At 71.6% G+C, this 13,712-nt stretch carries 15 protein-coding genes; 7 read left to right on the forward strand and 8 right to left on the reverse strand.

What is annotated here, in order from left to right:
- Positions 1-13: 13 nt before the first annotated feature.
- The 3 genes from allB to DEI85_RS12675 all read right to left on the reverse strand — a co-directional run bounded on the left by allB (position 14) and on the right by DEI85_RS12675 (position 3,877).
- Positions 14-1,390 (reverse strand): allantoinase AllB, encoded by a 1,377-nt coding sequence (allB, locus tag DEI85_RS12665; RefSeq protein WP_111124136.1) that lies wholly within the window; start codon positions 1,388-1,390, stop codon positions 14-16.
- Entirely contained in the window at positions 1,387-2,151 is a 765-nt protein-coding gene (locus DEI85_RS12670) for an aspartate/glutamate racemase family protein (protein ID WP_111124137.1), read from the reverse strand. Before DEI85_RS12670 ends, allB begins: the two co-directional genes overlap by 4 nt.
- A 160-nt stretch (positions 2,152-2,311) precedes the next feature.
- Complete coding sequence (locus DEI85_RS12675) at positions 2,312-3,877, reverse strand: NCS1 family nucleobase:cation symporter-1 (protein ID WP_111124443.1); 1,566 nt, start codon at positions 3,875-3,877, stop codon at positions 2,312-2,314.
- Between the two features lie 240 nt (positions 3,878-4,117).
- Here DEI85_RS12675 and DEI85_RS12680 point away from each other — a divergent pair, with 240 nt between their 5' ends.
- Complete coding sequence (locus DEI85_RS12680) at positions 4,118-4,681, forward strand: VOC family protein (RefSeq protein ID WP_035808811.1); 564 nt, start codon at positions 4,118-4,120, stop codon at positions 4,679-4,681.
- Between the two features lie 15 nt (positions 4,682-4,696).
- On the opposite strand, the gene DEI85_RS12685 is transcribed toward DEI85_RS12680, so the two are convergent.
- Positions 4,697-5,428: a FadR/GntR family transcriptional regulator gene (locus tag DEI85_RS12685; protein WP_110862513.1), complete on the reverse strand. Its 732-nt coding sequence runs from the start codon at positions 5,426-5,428 to the stop codon at positions 4,697-4,699.
- An 86-nt stretch (positions 5,429-5,514) separates the two neighbouring features.
- Between DEI85_RS12685 and DEI85_RS12690 the strand changes: the two genes are divergently transcribed.
- From DEI85_RS12690 to DEI85_RS12705, 4 genes are all read left to right on the forward strand, one after another.
- A complete protein-coding gene (locus tag DEI85_RS12690) occupies positions 5,515-6,420 on the forward strand; it encodes a proline iminopeptidase-family hydrolase (RefSeq protein WP_258369979.1) in 906 nt (301 codons plus the stop codon).
- Between the two features lie 165 nt (positions 6,421-6,585).
- Complete coding sequence (locus tag DEI85_RS12695) at positions 6,586-7,992, forward strand: APC family permease (protein ID WP_071405068.1); 1,407 nt, start codon at positions 6,586-6,588, stop codon at positions 7,990-7,992.
- Entirely contained in the window at positions 7,989-8,918 is a 930-nt protein-coding gene (locus tag DEI85_RS12700; RefSeq protein ID WP_110862262.1) for an acetamidase/formamidase family protein, read from the forward strand. Before DEI85_RS12695 ends, DEI85_RS12700 begins: the two co-directional genes overlap by 4 nt.
- Positions 8,919-8,997: 79 nt before the next feature.
- A complete protein-coding gene (locus DEI85_RS12705; RefSeq protein WP_258369953.1) occupies positions 8,998-9,765 on the forward strand; it encodes an SGNH/GDSL hydrolase family protein in 768 nt (255 codons plus the stop codon).
- Between the two features lie 6 nt (positions 9,766-9,771).
- Here DEI85_RS12705 and DEI85_RS12710 read toward each other — a convergent pair whose 3' ends face one another.
- The 3 genes from DEI85_RS12710 to DEI85_RS12720 all read right to left on the reverse strand — a co-directional run bounded on the left by DEI85_RS12710 (position 9,772) and on the right by DEI85_RS12720 (position 12,177).
- Positions 9,772-10,263 carry a GNAT family N-acetyltransferase gene (locus tag DEI85_RS12710; RefSeq protein WP_110862263.1) on the reverse strand — a complete coding sequence of 164 codons (492 nt, stop codon included), beginning with the start codon at positions 10,261-10,263 and terminating at the stop codon, positions 9,772-9,774.
- 4 nt (positions 10,264-10,267) lie between these two features.
- Complete coding sequence (locus tag DEI85_RS12715; RefSeq protein ID WP_220032959.1) at positions 10,268-11,671, reverse strand: LLM class flavin-dependent oxidoreductase; 1,404 nt, start codon at positions 11,669-11,671, stop codon at positions 10,268-10,270.
- A gap of 137 nt (positions 11,672-11,808) precedes the next feature.
- Positions 11,809-12,177: a VOC family protein gene (locus DEI85_RS12720; RefSeq protein ID WP_110862264.1), complete on the reverse strand. Its 369-nt coding sequence runs from the start codon at positions 12,175-12,177 to the stop codon at positions 11,809-11,811.
- Positions 12,178-12,242: 65 nt separating this feature from the next.
- On the opposite strand from DEI85_RS12720, the gene DEI85_RS12725 reads away from it, so the two are divergent.
- A complete protein-coding gene (locus tag DEI85_RS12725; protein ID WP_111124439.1) occupies positions 12,243-12,692 on the forward strand; it encodes a MarR family winged helix-turn-helix transcriptional regulator in 450 nt (149 codons plus the stop codon).
- A 28-nt stretch (positions 12,693-12,720) separates the two neighbouring features.
- On the forward strand, positions 12,721-13,176 hold the full coding sequence (locus tag DEI85_RS12730) for a GNAT family N-acetyltransferase (protein ID WP_111124438.1): 456 nt from the start codon (positions 12,721-12,723) through the stop codon (positions 13,174-13,176).
- Here DEI85_RS12730 and DEI85_RS12735 read toward each other — a convergent pair.
- Positions 13,130-13,705: a TetR/AcrR family transcriptional regulator gene (locus DEI85_RS12735; RefSeq protein WP_111124437.1), complete on the reverse strand. Its 576-nt coding sequence runs from the start codon at positions 13,703-13,705 to the stop codon at positions 13,130-13,132. The two genes, DEI85_RS12730 and DEI85_RS12735, sit on opposite strands and share 47 nt — an antisense overlap.
- Positions 13,706-13,712: the final 7 nt, after the last annotated feature.

Here is a 13,712-nt window from a genome sequence, read left to right on the forward strand (position 1 = left end):
ACCGGAACGATCGTTACAGGGGTGTTTCCGCCGCGAGCACTGGCCGTCCGGCCAGCTGCCCCTCGACGCCGGCCACGCCGCCAGCCGCCGTGGCGATGCGACGGCCGCGGAGCCAGGTCTCGATGACGCTGCCGCGCACGCGCAGCCCGTCGAACGCGGACACCCGGTTGCGGTGCTCGAGCCCGGCGACGTCGACGACGGACTCGGTGGACGGGTCGAACACGGCGAAGTGCGCCAGGGCACCGGGAGCGATCACCCCGCGGTCGGGCAGCCCGACCAGGGCGGCCGGACCGGTCGTGAACAGCGGCAGCAGCGCCTCGAGCGGGATCCCGCGACGCTCGGCCTCGGTCCAGACCGCCCGGAACCCGACCTGCAAGCCGGCGACCCCGCCCCAGGCCAGACCCCAGTCGTCGGTCTTCAGGTCGGCGGTGGAGGGCGAGTGGTCCGACACGACGAGGTCGATCGTGCCGTCGAGCACGCCCGCCCACAGCGCGTCGCGGTTGGCGTCGTCACGGATCGGTGGGCAGCACTTGTAGGCGGTCGCGCCGTCCGGGATCGTGCCCGCTTCGAACGACAGGTAGTGCGGGCACGTCTCGACCGTGATCCGGACGCCGTCGTCCTTCGCGGCACGGAGCATCGGCAGCGCGCCCGCGTCGGACAGGTGCAGCACGTGCACCCGCGCACCGGTCGCCCGCGCACCGTCGATGACCTGCGCGATCGCGGACCGTTCGGCGGCGACGGGCCGGGTGGCCAGGAAGTCGGCGTACCGGCCACCGAGCGCCCGGTGCGGCACGAGGTGCTCCGGGTCTTCGGCGTGCACGATCAGCAGGGCGTCGATCCGGGCGACCTCGGCGATCGCGGCTCGGAGCTGCTCGGGGTCGAGGTGCGGGAACTCGTCGACACCGCTCGGCGCCGTGAAGCACTTGAACCCGAAGACGCCGGCGTCGTGCAGGGCGTCGAGCGACCCGAGACTCGCGGGGACCGCGCCACCCCAGAACCCGACGTCGACCGCCACCCGGCCCTCGGCACTCGCACGCTTGACGGCGAGCGCCTCGACCGTGGTCGTCGCGGGGATCGAGTTGAGCGGCATGTCCACGATCGTGGTGACCCCGCCCATCGCAGCGGCCCGGGTCGCGGACGCAAAGCCCTCCCACTCGGTGCGTCCGGGCTCGTTGACGTGCACGTGCGTGTCGACGAGCCCGGGGAGCAGCACCTGCCCGTCCGGCACGGTGTGGTCCTGCACGGCGTCGACCACCACGTCGACGGGCAGGACGCCGGTGATGCGGCCGCCGTGGACGACGACCGCGGCCGGGCGGAACGTGCCGTCGACCCAGGCTCGCTGGGCGCGGACGACCAGGTCTGCCGTGTCGCCCGCCGGGAGGCCCGTCACACGCCCGCCCCGGCCGTCGCGACCGCCGCCGGGTGGCGTTCGAAGCCCGCCAGCAGCCCCGACATCGCCTTCACCGGCGGCAGGGTGTACTCGCCGCGCTTGCCCGTGGACAACCCGAGCCGGACGAGCGACTCCGCCAGGACCGTGGCCGCCGCGACGCCGTCGACGACCGGTGCCCCGATCGCCAGCGAGACCTCGGCGCAGAAGTCAGCCATGCCCGCGCAGCCGAGCACGACGGCGTCCGCTCCCCCGTCGATCACCGCTCGGCACTCCTCGGTCACGAGCGCACGTGCACCGGACCCGGGATCGTCGAGCTCGAGCACCGGGACCTCGCACGCCCGGATCTCCGTGACGAGCGGGGCGAAGCCGTAGCGCTGGGCGAGCTCGTGCGCGCGGCCGGTCGTCCGCGCCAGGGTGGTGACGACCCCGAACCGACGGCCGAGCATCGCGGCGGCGTGGAAACCGGCCTCGGCGATCCCGATCACCGGCACCGTCGCGAGCTCCCGCGCGGCGTCGAGCCCCGGGTCCCCGAAACAGGCGACGACGAACGCGTCCACGCCGTCCTGCTCGCCGCGGGCGATCTGCTCGAGCAGCCCGGGCACGGCCAGGGCCTCTTCGTAGTGGCTCTCGATCGAGGCCGGCCCCATCGTGGGCTCGACCGCCTCGATCAGCGTGCCTGGAGCGGCGACCGCACCGGCCGCGACGCCGATCGCCCGCGTCATCGACGCGGTGGTGTTGGGGTTGACGACGCGGATGCGCATCGGGGTCCTTCCGGTGGAGCGAGTGGAGCGGTGGAACGGGTGGGGCTGGGTGGTGACCATCGTGGCGGGGGCGGGGCGGGCCTCCCGGCCGTGGTCTGCGATCTGTGGACGACCGAGCGTCGCGACCCGCCCTGTGGAGGACGAGCCGCGACGCCGCTGGTCAGGCGCGACCGACGGCCGCGCCGTCGTCGACCGAGGGGTCGTCCGCGTCGAGCACGGGCATGCTCGGCCGGGCACGCTCGAGTGCCCAGAAGACGACGAGGCCCAGGCCGCAGCCGATGAACCAGCTGTAGCTCGCCAGCCAGGGCAGCACGCCGAGTGCCGGGGGCAGGACCGCGCTCGCGACCGAGATCGCACCGGTGACCACGAGGGTCCAGATGGCGTTCGGGTTGAACCCCCCGCGGTACCAGTACCGTGCGGTGCGGCTCGTCGAGTACATGTCGTCGACCGCGATGCGCTGCTTGCCGACGATGTAGTAGCCCGCGATGAGGATGCCGAACAGCGGACCGATCAGCGCACCGAGCACCCCGAGCGTGTACAGGATCGCCTGGTCGTTGCCGTACCAGTTCCACGGGGTGAGGAGCACCGAACCGACCGCGGCGATCATGCCGCCGGCCCGCCACGAGATCTTCCGGGGTGCCACGTTCGAGAAGTCGAACGCGGGGCTGATGAAGTTCGCCACGATGTTGATGCCGACGGTCGCGGTGACGAACGTCAGGCCACCGAGCAGGATCGCGAACGGGGCGCCGATGGCCTGCACGGTCTCGATCGGGTCGGTGATGAGCTTGCCGAACACCGGCACCGTCGCACTGGCGCAGAGCACCGTCAGGACCGAGAAGAACAGGAAGTTGATCGGCAGCCCCCAGAAGTTGCCGCGCTTGACCGCACGGAACGACCGACCGTAGCGCGAGAAGTCACCGAAGTTCAGCATCGGGCCGGAGAAGTAGCTGACCACCAGGGCGACCGCGGACAGCATCACCGGGATCGATGCCCCGAACGACAGCGGCTCGCCGACCGACAGGGTGAACGAGATGTTGGCGATGCCCGCCTGGCTGACCAGGTAGACCGCGAGCGCGATCATCACCACGTAGACCGCCGGTCCGGCCCAGTCGATGAACCGCTTGATGGCCTCCATGCCCATCCAGAACAGCGCGCCCTGCGCCACCCAGAGGATCGCGTAGGAGATCCACCCCAGGGCCGACAGCCCGAGGAACGAGTGGTCGAGCAGCCCCGCCGACGCCGGGATGAACTTGAGGAAGATGATGTTCAGCGACTGGGCGGCGAGGAAGGTCTGCACGCCGTACCAGGCCATCGCGATGAGGCCGCGGATGATGGCGGGGACGTTCGCGCCGAGCACCCCGAACACCGCGCGGTTGATCACCGGGTACGGCACACCGGTGCGCTGCGACGGCTTGGCGACCAGGTTGGCGAAGACCTGCACGATGAGGATGCCGACCACCAGGGCGATGAGCACCTGCCAGCTCGCGATGCCGAGGGCGAAGAGCGACCCGGCGGTGACGTAGCCGCCGACGGAGTGCACGTCGGACATCCAGAAGGCGAAGAAGTTGTAGCTCGTCCAGCGCTGCTCGCGCAGCGGGGCGAGGTCCTCGTTCGTGAGCGCCGGGTCGTACCCGGGCTTGACGACACCGGCACCCGCTGGGGCGGGAGCGGCGGTCGTGGTGGGGGCGTGGGGCGCGGCGACTGGTGTCGCGATGTCGGTAGCCATGGCGTCCTCCGAGGGAGTGGGAAGCGGGGCGGTGCGTGCTTGAGCACGAAGCTACGGAGCGACTTCGCTCCCGCCGTTTCCCTCGTGTAACGGTCGTGTGTCCCGCACCCCGTCCTGGAACGACCGTTCCGGAACCGGGCAGGAGACCCGCGCTGCGGCTTGCCGCATCGATGGGCACGGACCCCGCACGGACCCCGCCCGGACCCGAGCGGCGGTGACCGCCGGTGGTACGAATCGACCATGAGCAGGGGAATCAGGATCGACCACGTGGGCGTCACGGTGCCGGACATCGACGCAGCCACGCAGTTCTTCGAGGCGGCGTTCGACGCCGTCGTCCTGTACGACATGCGACGTCGTGACGAGACGCCGAACAGCAGTTCCGAGGCGCACGGCTACCTCGGCATCCCGAGCACCATGGCGCAGGGGGCCATGCGGATGCTCGCGCTGCCGGAGGGGCCGGGGCTCGAGCTGTTCGAGTACCTGGGGCCCGAGCAGCGGAACGCCGCACACCCGTCCGACCTGGGGTGGCAGCACCTGGCGATGTACGCCGACGACCTGGACGAGACGCTCGCGCGGGTCGAGGCGGCCGGCGGTACCCGGAACTCCGACCCGCGCGACCTGCGTGGTGACGAGGCGGGTGCCGGCAACCGGTTCGTGTACACCCGCACGCCGTGGGGGTCGACTCTCGAGCTCGTCAGCTACCCGACGCCGCAGCCGTACCTGGTGTACGCGCCGCGGCCGAAGTGGGCGCCGTGGCCGATGCCGGACGACGTCTACCCGGTGCCGGCACCCGCCGTGCACTGACGACAGACCGCCCCCTCAGTGCCGGGGCACCTGCCCCGTCCGCCGCACGGCCCGTTCGAGCAGTTCGACGTCGATCCCGACGTGCTGCCGGGCGATCACGCCCGCCTCGGGCGCCCGCCCCGAACACACCGCGTCCACCAGCGACTCGTGCTCGTGGAGCGCGCGGGTCTCCATCTCCGCCATGCCCTCGGCCGTGCCCCACAGGTGCGCCGGAGCGGCGATGGAGATCTGCGCCTCCAACCCGGCGAGCGCCGTCCGCAGGGCGTCGTTCCGCGCGGCGTCGATGATCGTCCGGTGCAGCACGGCGTCGGCCTGCTGCTTCTCGAGACCCGAGGTGGCGTCGCGGAACACTTCGAGCCGTGCACGGATCAGGGCGGCGTCGTCCGGGGTGACCCGTTCCGCAGCGGCGGTCGCGAGCGCCCCGTGCAGCAGCGCGATGGCGTCGGCGGCGTCCTGGATCGCCTCCCACCGGGCGAGCAGCACCCGCCCGACCGCGTCCGAGGAGCTGTCCGGCCACTCGGTGCGGACGAACGTGCCACCGCCCCGGCCCCGACGGGTCTCGAGCAGCCCCCGTTCGACGAGCCGGGCGATCGCACCCCGCACGGTGACCCGGGCGACGCCGAGCAGGCCGGCCAGTTCGCGCTCCGGCGGCAGGTTCGCGCCGGGCAGGTACTCGCCCACGGCGACGGCGGTCACGAGGCGGTCCTCGACCTCGTCGACGCGCGTCTCGGTCGCACGATCGGACACACGGACCCCCTTCGCGGTGTTACGACCACGTTAAGGCAGCAGAAAAGGTATTGCGTGGGACCTTTTTCCGCTCCATGCTGACCCCCATGTCCAGCATCACCGAATCCACGATGCCGTTCCGTGACGGCGAGACCTGGTACCGGGTCACCACGCCCGACACCCCGGTCGCCGGCGCACTGCCCCTCGTCGTCCTGCACGGCGGGCCCGGCATGGCCCACGACTACCTCCGGAACCTCGCCGCCCTGGCCGACGAGACCGGCCGGACCGTCGTCCACCACGACCAGTTCGGCTGCGGCCGGAGCAGCCACCGCCCGGACGCCCCGGTCGACACCTGGCAGCCGCAGCTGTTCGTCGACGAGTACGCCGCCCTGGTCGAGCACCTCGGGCTCGGCGACCACCACGTGCTCGGGCAGTCGTGGGGCGGCATGCTCGGTGCCGAGATCGCGGTGCGGCAGCCCGCGGGCCTCCGCTCGCTGGCGATCTGCAACTCCCCCGCGTCGATGCAGCTCTGGGTCGACGGCGCCGCCGAGCTCCGCGCGCAGCTGCCCGCCGACGTGCAGGACGCCCTGACCCGGCACGAGACGGCCGGCACCGTCGACGACCCCGAGTACCTGGCGGCGACGCAGGTCTTCTACGAGCGGCACGTCTGCCGCGTGGTCCCGATGCCGCAAGACTTCGTCGACTCCGAGGAGCAGATGGAGCGCGAGCCGACGGTCTACCACACGATGAACGGCCCGAACGAGTTCCACGTCATCGGCACGATGCGCGACTGGACCATCGTCGACCGGCTCGACCGCATCGCCGTGCCGACGCTCGTCGTCGCCGGCGAGCACGACGAGGCCACCCCCTCCACGTGGGCCCCGTTCGTCGAGCGGATCGCCGACGTCCGGCAGCACGTCTTCCCCGGCGCGAGCCACTGCTCGCATCTGGAGCAGCCGGCGGAGTTCCGCCGGGTCGTCGCGACCTTCCTGGCCGCGCACGACGACGCCTGACCCGGCCACCACCTTCCCTGGAGGCGCGGGACGGGCCCGCCCCGCGCCTCCAGACCGAAGTCCCCCACCCCCACAGCCGCACCCGCCTTCCCGACGACACCACCCGCTCCCCTTCCCCCAGCACCGCCCCCTGCACCCGTCCATCCACCCGAAACGGAACCCGACATGTCGCAGCAGCACAGCGAGCTCTCCGCACAGCAGCAGCTCGAGGCCTACGGCTACAAGCAGGAGCTCAAGCGCTCCGTCTCCACCACCGACCTGCTCATCTACGGCCTGGTCTTCATGGTCCCGATCGCCCCGTGGGCGATCTTCGGGACCGTCTACAACGCCTCCAGCGGCATGGTGCCGCTGGTGTACCTCGTCGGCCTCGTCGCGATGATCTTCACCGCCCTGGCCTACGCGCAGATGGCGAAGTCGATCCCCCTCGCCGGCAGCGTGTTCTCGTACGTCGGCCGCGGCATCCACCCCACCGCCGGGTTCTTCGCCGGCTGGGCGATCCTGCTCGACTACCTGCTCGTCCCGACGCTGCTCTACGTGTTCGCCGCGGAGAGCATGGTCGGCATCTTCCCGGGCACGCCCCGCTGGCTGTGGGCGCTCGTGTTCGTCGCGATCAACACCGTCATCAACCTGGCGGGGGTGTCCTCGCTCAAGCTCGCGAACCGCATCTTCCTGCTCATCGAGCTCGTCTTCGTCGCGATCTTCGTCGTCATCGCGATCGTCGCACTGACCGGCGGCACGATCCCCGACGCGTCCTTCGGCACCGAGCAGATCTGGGACCCGGCCAAGGTGTCGGCGCCGCTCATCGCCTCGGCCCTGTCGATCGCGGTGCTGAGCTTCCTGGGCTTCGACGGCATCTCGACGCTGTCCGAGGAGTCCACCGGCCGTCGTGGCGGAGCCGGCACGGCGATGATCCTGGCGCTCGTCATCGTGGCGTTCCTGTTCATCCTGCAGACCTGGCTCGCATCCGCCCTGGCCGCGGGGCGGGACTCGTTCTCGGACAGCGAGGCCGGCAACGCCTTCTTCACCATCGTCGAGCAGGCCTCGTCGAGCGGCTGGGCGACCGCGTTCTTCGCCGTCAACGTGCTCGCCGTCGGCATCGCGAACGCCATGGCCGCACAGGCCGCGACGAGCCGTCTGCTCTTCTCGATGAGCCGCGACCGTCAGCTGCCCGCGTTCCTGCACAAGCTCAACGGGCGCCAGGTGCCGCAGAACGCGATCATCGTCGTCTCGGTGCTCTCCGCGATCCTGGTGCTGTTCTTCGTCGGGCAGATCGACACGATCTCGTCGCTCGTGAACTTCGGCGCGCTGTTCGGCTTCATGCTCCTGCACGTGTCCGTCTTCGTGCACCACGTCGTCAAGGGGAAGTCGCGCAACTGGCTGCTGCACCTGGTCGTGCCGCTGGTCGGGTTCCTGATCATCGGGTACGTCCTGCTGAACGCCGCGGTCGAGGCGAAGGTCGGCGGGATCATCTGGCTGATCGTCGGCGCGGCCGTGTTCCTGTACTACCGACGCACCGGCCGTTCCACCGAGGTCGGCTCCGAAGCAGAACCGACGACGGAGGACGCACGATGACCCCGGACCACTTCCTGCCGAACACCCTCGGCCGCCCCGGGTTCTCGGCCGACCGGGAGCCCGTGCTGCGGGTCCGCCCCGGCACCGGCGAGACCATCGGCTTCGAGACCACCGACGCCGTCTACGCCGAACTCGACCAGCACCACGACATGGCGCAGCTGCAGGCGCCGATCAACCCGGTGACCGGCCCGGTGTTCGTCGAGGGGGCAGAACCCGGCGACACCCTCGTGGTGACCATCCACGCCATCGAGCTGACCACGCACGGCTGGTCGGTGTCCCTGCCCGGCTCCGGGGCCCTGCAGCACGTGATGGGCGACCGGGTCTTCGCCCGCCGCTGCCCGATCTCGGACGGCACGGTGCAGGTGTCCGAGCGGCACCGGTTCCCCGTCCGGCCGATGATCGGGTGCATCGGGACGGCCCCGGCCGAGGGTGAGAACTCGACGATCATGCCGGCCTACCCGGAGGGCGGCAACATGGACGTCACCGAGGCCCGCCCCGGCTCGAGCGTGTCCCTGCCCGTCCGGGTCCCCGGTGCGCTGCTGTCGATCGGCGACATCCACGCACTCATGGCCGAGGGCGAGTCGTCGTTCGTCGCCATCGAGGCCCAGGGCACCGCGATCGTCTCCGTCGACCTGGTGAAGGGCGGCCCGGTGCTCCGCGCACCCCGCATCGAGACCGCCGACGACTGGCTGTTCGTCGGCCTCGGCGACCCCGTGCAGGAGAGCGTCCGGCGCGGGTACGAGGACGCCTTCGCGTTCCTCGTCGACGAGCACGGCTGGACCGCCGAGGACGCCTACGCGGTGCTCAGCGCGGTCGGTGACTCGAAGCTCGGCGGGCCGACCGGCTCCACCGCCCCGGACCCGCTGCACCCCTTCGCCGCCGTCGGCGCGGTCACCCTGCACCGGGTGCCGAAGGCGGTGCTGTGAGGGTTCGCTGGGGGTGACGAGCCCTTCGTGAGCACGGAGTGCCGGGAACCTGCACAGGCGTGTGCACGATGATGGGCGCATGCACGACACCATCCGCTACGTCGCGATCGGCGACAGCTTCTCGGAGGGCATCGGCGACGCCGGACCCGCTCCGTTCCCCGGCTGGACCGGACGACTCGCGAGCGCGATGGCGGGAGCCTCGGACGCCGACGTCTCGTACGCGAACCTCGCGGTGCGCGGCCGACTGCTCGCCGGGGTCCTCGACGGCCAGCTCGGGGCCGCACTCGCGCTCGACCCGGCGCCGACCCTGATCACCTTCTGCGCCGGCGGGAACGACCTGCTGCGCCCGCGCTTCGACGTGGACGCGCTCATCGGGCAGGTCGAGGCAGCCGCCGACCGCGTCGAGGCCACCGGGGCACGCCTGGCGCTCCTCAGCCCGGCCGACCCGAGCGCCCGCCTGCCCCTCGGCTCCCTCATCAACCGCCGCGGTGACGCCTGGGCCGAAGCGCTCGGCACGCTCGCCCGACGCCGCGGCCTGCCGTTCGTCGACGTCTCGCGCGACCCGCACCTCGGCCGTGCGGAGTTCTGGTCGGACGACCGGCTGCACATGAACGCCACCGGGCACCAGCGCGTCGCGGACCTGGCGCTGCACGCGGTCCTCGACGGCCCCGCGCCGGTCGAGCCCGCGGACGCCGGTGCCGCCCGGGCCCGCCTGGGCGAGGAACTCCGCTACTACCGCGAGTACGTCCTGCCGTGGGTGCAGCGTCGGATCACCCGCACGTCGTCGGGCGACGGGCGCTCGGCGACCCACCCCACGTGGACGCCGGTGCGCAGGCAGGACGCGTAGCCAGCGTCAGCCCGCGACGTACACGCGGGTGGTGACCCCGCTCAGCGCGTGCGCGAACTCGTCGCCCGTCGCCACGAAGCCGCCCGCCTCGTACAGCCGCACCGCCCGGTCGTTGTCGCCGAGCACGTGCAGCACGACGCGTGGGTGCCCGGCAGCACGGGCATCGTGCACCGCCTCGGACAGCAGCGACCGTCCGACCCCGCGGGCCTGCACCCCTGGGCGCACCGCGAGCAACGACAGGTAGGCGGCGTCCGCCGGGTCCGTCGACCGCCCGGTGCCGGGCGCCGTCACGAGCACGAAGCCGTCGACCGCACCGTCCGGGCCGGGAGCCACCAACCAGGCGACGTGCTCCGCGGCGAACTTCTGCCGCGCACGCTCCCGCACCGCCGGGTCCTCGGCGGCGCCGTCACGCGCGGCCACGGCCGCGGCCCACAGGTCGATGCAGGTGTCGGTCTCGTCCGGGGTCGCAGGACGCACGACCACGGAGGACTCGATCACCCGATCAGCCTACGACCGCCCGGCTCCCGATCCTGAACGACGCCCCACGGTGCTCGTCGGGCAGCCGGTCCCCGCGGCCGTGCAGCTTCTGGCGGAGCGACCCCGACCCGTACTCCTCCGGGTAGGCCCCACGGGCACGGAGCTCCGGGATCACGAACTCGATGACGTCCTCCCACGTGCCCGGGGTCACCGCGTACGCCAGGTTGAAGCCGTCGACGTCGGTCAGCTCCTGGATCTCCTGCAGCCGGTCGGCGATGGTCGCTCCCCCGCCGACCGCCACCGGGCCGAGTCCACCGATCGCCGTCTGCCGCGCCAGGTCACGGATCGTCCACTTCGACCCGTCCTCCCCCGTCGCCGCCGCGATGTTCGCCGCCGCCGACTGGATCGCGTTCGACTCGACGTCACCGAGGGGCTGGTCCGGGTCCCACTGCGACAGGTCGACCCCCATCCAGCCGGAGTTGAGCACCAGCGCACCGAGCTCCGACGCGTACGACAGGTAGTCCTCGTACTTCGCCTGGGCCAGCTCGTCGGTGGCGTCCGTGATCACGGTGAGCAGCGTGTAGACGCGGGCGGCGTACCGGTCGCGACCAGCTGCCTCCAGGGCGTCCCGGACCTTCGCGACGGTCGACGCGAGCTGCTCGACGGTCGGTGCGCCCACGAAGACCGCTTCCGCGTTCTCAGCGGCGAAGCGGATGCCGCGCGGCGACGCGCCCGCCTGGTAGATGACGGGCGTGCGCTGCACGGACGGCTCGGACAGGTGGATGCCCGGCACGTCGAAGTGCGTGCCGTGGTGCTCGATCGGGTGCACCTTCGCCGGGTCCGTGAAGACCCCCGCTTCGCGGTCGGCGACGACGGCGTCGTCCTCCCACGAGCCCTCCCACAGCTTGTAGAGGACCTCGAGGTACTCGTCCGCCACGTCGTACCGGTCGTCGTGCGACAGCTGGTCGGTCTGGCCCATGTTCCGCGCGGCACTCGGCAGGTACCCGGTGACGACGTTCCAGCCGACCCGGCCCTTGGTCAGGTGGTCGAGCGTCGACATGCGTCGGGCGAACGGGTACGGGTGCTCGTACGCGGTGCCCGCCGTGATGCCGAAGCCCAGGTGCTCCGTCACCGACGCCATCGCCGACACGAGCAGGATCGGGTCATTCACGGGCACCTGCGACCCGGTGCGGAGCGCGGCCTCGTTCGAGCCGCCGTACACGTCGTACGTGCCCAGGACGTCGGCGATGAAGATGCCGTCGAACGCACCCCGCTCGAGCGTCTTCGCCAGGTCCGTCCAGTAGGTCAGATCGCGGTAGTCCCGCGACCGGTCACGCGGGTGCCGCCACAGCCCGGAGGACTGGTGCGCGACGCAGTTCATGTCGAACGCGTTGAAGCGGATCTGCCGGTGCTCGCTGCTGGTGGTCACGGGTCGAGACGCTACGTCGGACACCCCGGACCGTCACGGATCGTGACGAAGCGTGACGGTCGGCTCCGGCATCGGCCTGGAGGCCCGCCCCGCGCCCGGCGCGCCGCCCGCGCCGGGCGCGTGGCTCGTTCCAGGGCTCAGGCGCGGTCGTGGAGCGTGACGTGGTAACCGTCGGGGTCGGCGAACGTGAACGTCCGACCGAAGGGACCGTCGATCGGCGCCGAGACGATGCGGTGCCCGTCGGCGACCAGCGCGTCGTGGATCGCCTGCACGTCCGTCGCGTGCAGCCAGATCGCGACGCCGAGGCCGGGCTGCGCCACCGCGTCGAGGTCCGTGCCGGGTACCAGGTCGCGCAGGGCGAAGGCGATCGGCGTGGTCTCGAACACGACGGCGTGCGGCGGGCCGGCCTGCGAGCGGACGAGGCCGAGGTACCGCTCGTAGAACGCCTGTGAGGCATCGAGGTCGCGGGTCTGCAGTGAGATGAAGTCGGGGCCGGTGACGGGCATTGGTGCACTCCTTGATCTTTGTGTCAGTTTTCTGACACACGGCAAACCTATGTCAGACTGCTGACATGCGTCAAGACGACACCGGCATCCACCTCGAGACGTCGATCGGCTACCTGCTCAAGGAGACCGCCAGCGCCCTCCGTGCGTCGATGGAGGCCGTGCTGCGCCCGCTCGGCATGACGGTGACGCACTACTCCTGCCTCGAACTGCTCGCACAGCGCCCCGGCCTGTCGAACTCCGAACTCGCGCGGGGCACCTTCGTCACCCGGCAGTCGATGAACGTGTTGCTGCAGACCCTGGAGCGGGACGGTTTCGTCACCCGCGCCACCGAGCCGTCGGTCGGCAAGGCGCTCCCCACGCAGCTCACCGACAGCGGGCGTCGGAGCCTGGCGCAGGCGAGTGCGGCGATCCGCGGTGTCGAACAGCGGATGCTCGCCGATCTGACCACCGACCAGCAGACCGAGGCCCGCCAGATCCTGCGGAGCATGGTCGCATCGCTCCGTAGTGAGACCTGAGCGCTCGCGGTGTTCGTAGGCTGGGCGGATGGACGTCGCTCTGCGGGACAGCACCCCCGAGGACCTCGAGTGGCTCGTCGAGCTCCGGGCCGTGGTGCTGCGCGACGACCTGACGCGGCTCGGGGTGTTCGACGAGCTGCGCGTCCGACAGCGCCTCCGCGACGCGTTCCGGCCGCGACTGACCCGCATCGTCGTGGTCGACGGCCGCGACGTCGGGTCGATCACCGTGCGGGACGAGGACGACGTCCGCTGGGTCGAGCACTTCTACCTCGTGCCCGAGGTCCAGGGCCGTGGAGTCGGGTCGACCGTGCTGCACGCCGTCCTCGACGAGCCCCACGACGGCCCGACGCGGCTCAACGTGCTGGTGGGCAGCCCCGCCCGTCGGCTCTACGAACGACACGGCTTCGTGCTCGACACCGATGACGGCGTCGACGTCTTCATGACGCTGCGCGCGGCCGATCGAGCACCCCACGAAGTGCACTGAGCTGCTCGTCGACGACGTCGGCCATCCGGCGCTCGGCCGGTCCGGTGACCCAGGCCTCGAGGGCCAGGTGGAACAGCATCACGCACGTCTCGGCGATCACCGCCGCCTCGGACGGATCGAGCCCGCGAACGACGAAGGCTTCGCGCGCCGCGTCCGTCAGGTCGGCACGCTTCCGGGCGTCGCGCTCCCGGAGTGACGGCTCGGACAGCACCACCCGCCGCACCGCACCGACCTCGTCGTGACGCCCCTCGAACCGCTCGTCGGCGACCTGCCGGAGGCCGTGCACGACGATGTCGAGCGGGTTGATCCCGGCCGGCGCTCCCTCGATGGCGGCCCGGGCGAGGTCGGGGATCTCGTCGCCGGCGAAGATCACCTCGCGCTTGTCGGCGAAGTACCGGAAGAAGGTGCGGGTCGTCAGGCCGGCCCGTGCGGTGATCTGCGGCACGGTCGTCGCCTGGTAGCCCTGCTCGGCGAAGAGCTCGAACGCCGCTCGTTCGAGTCGCCCTCGGGCATCCGGAGACCAACGCATGGGGCAA

The organism is Curtobacterium sp. MCBD17_026 (assembly GCF_003234895.2).
GTDB classification, from domain to species: Bacteria; Actinomycetota; Actinomycetes; order Actinomycetales; family Microbacteriaceae; genus Curtobacterium; species Curtobacterium flaccumfaciens.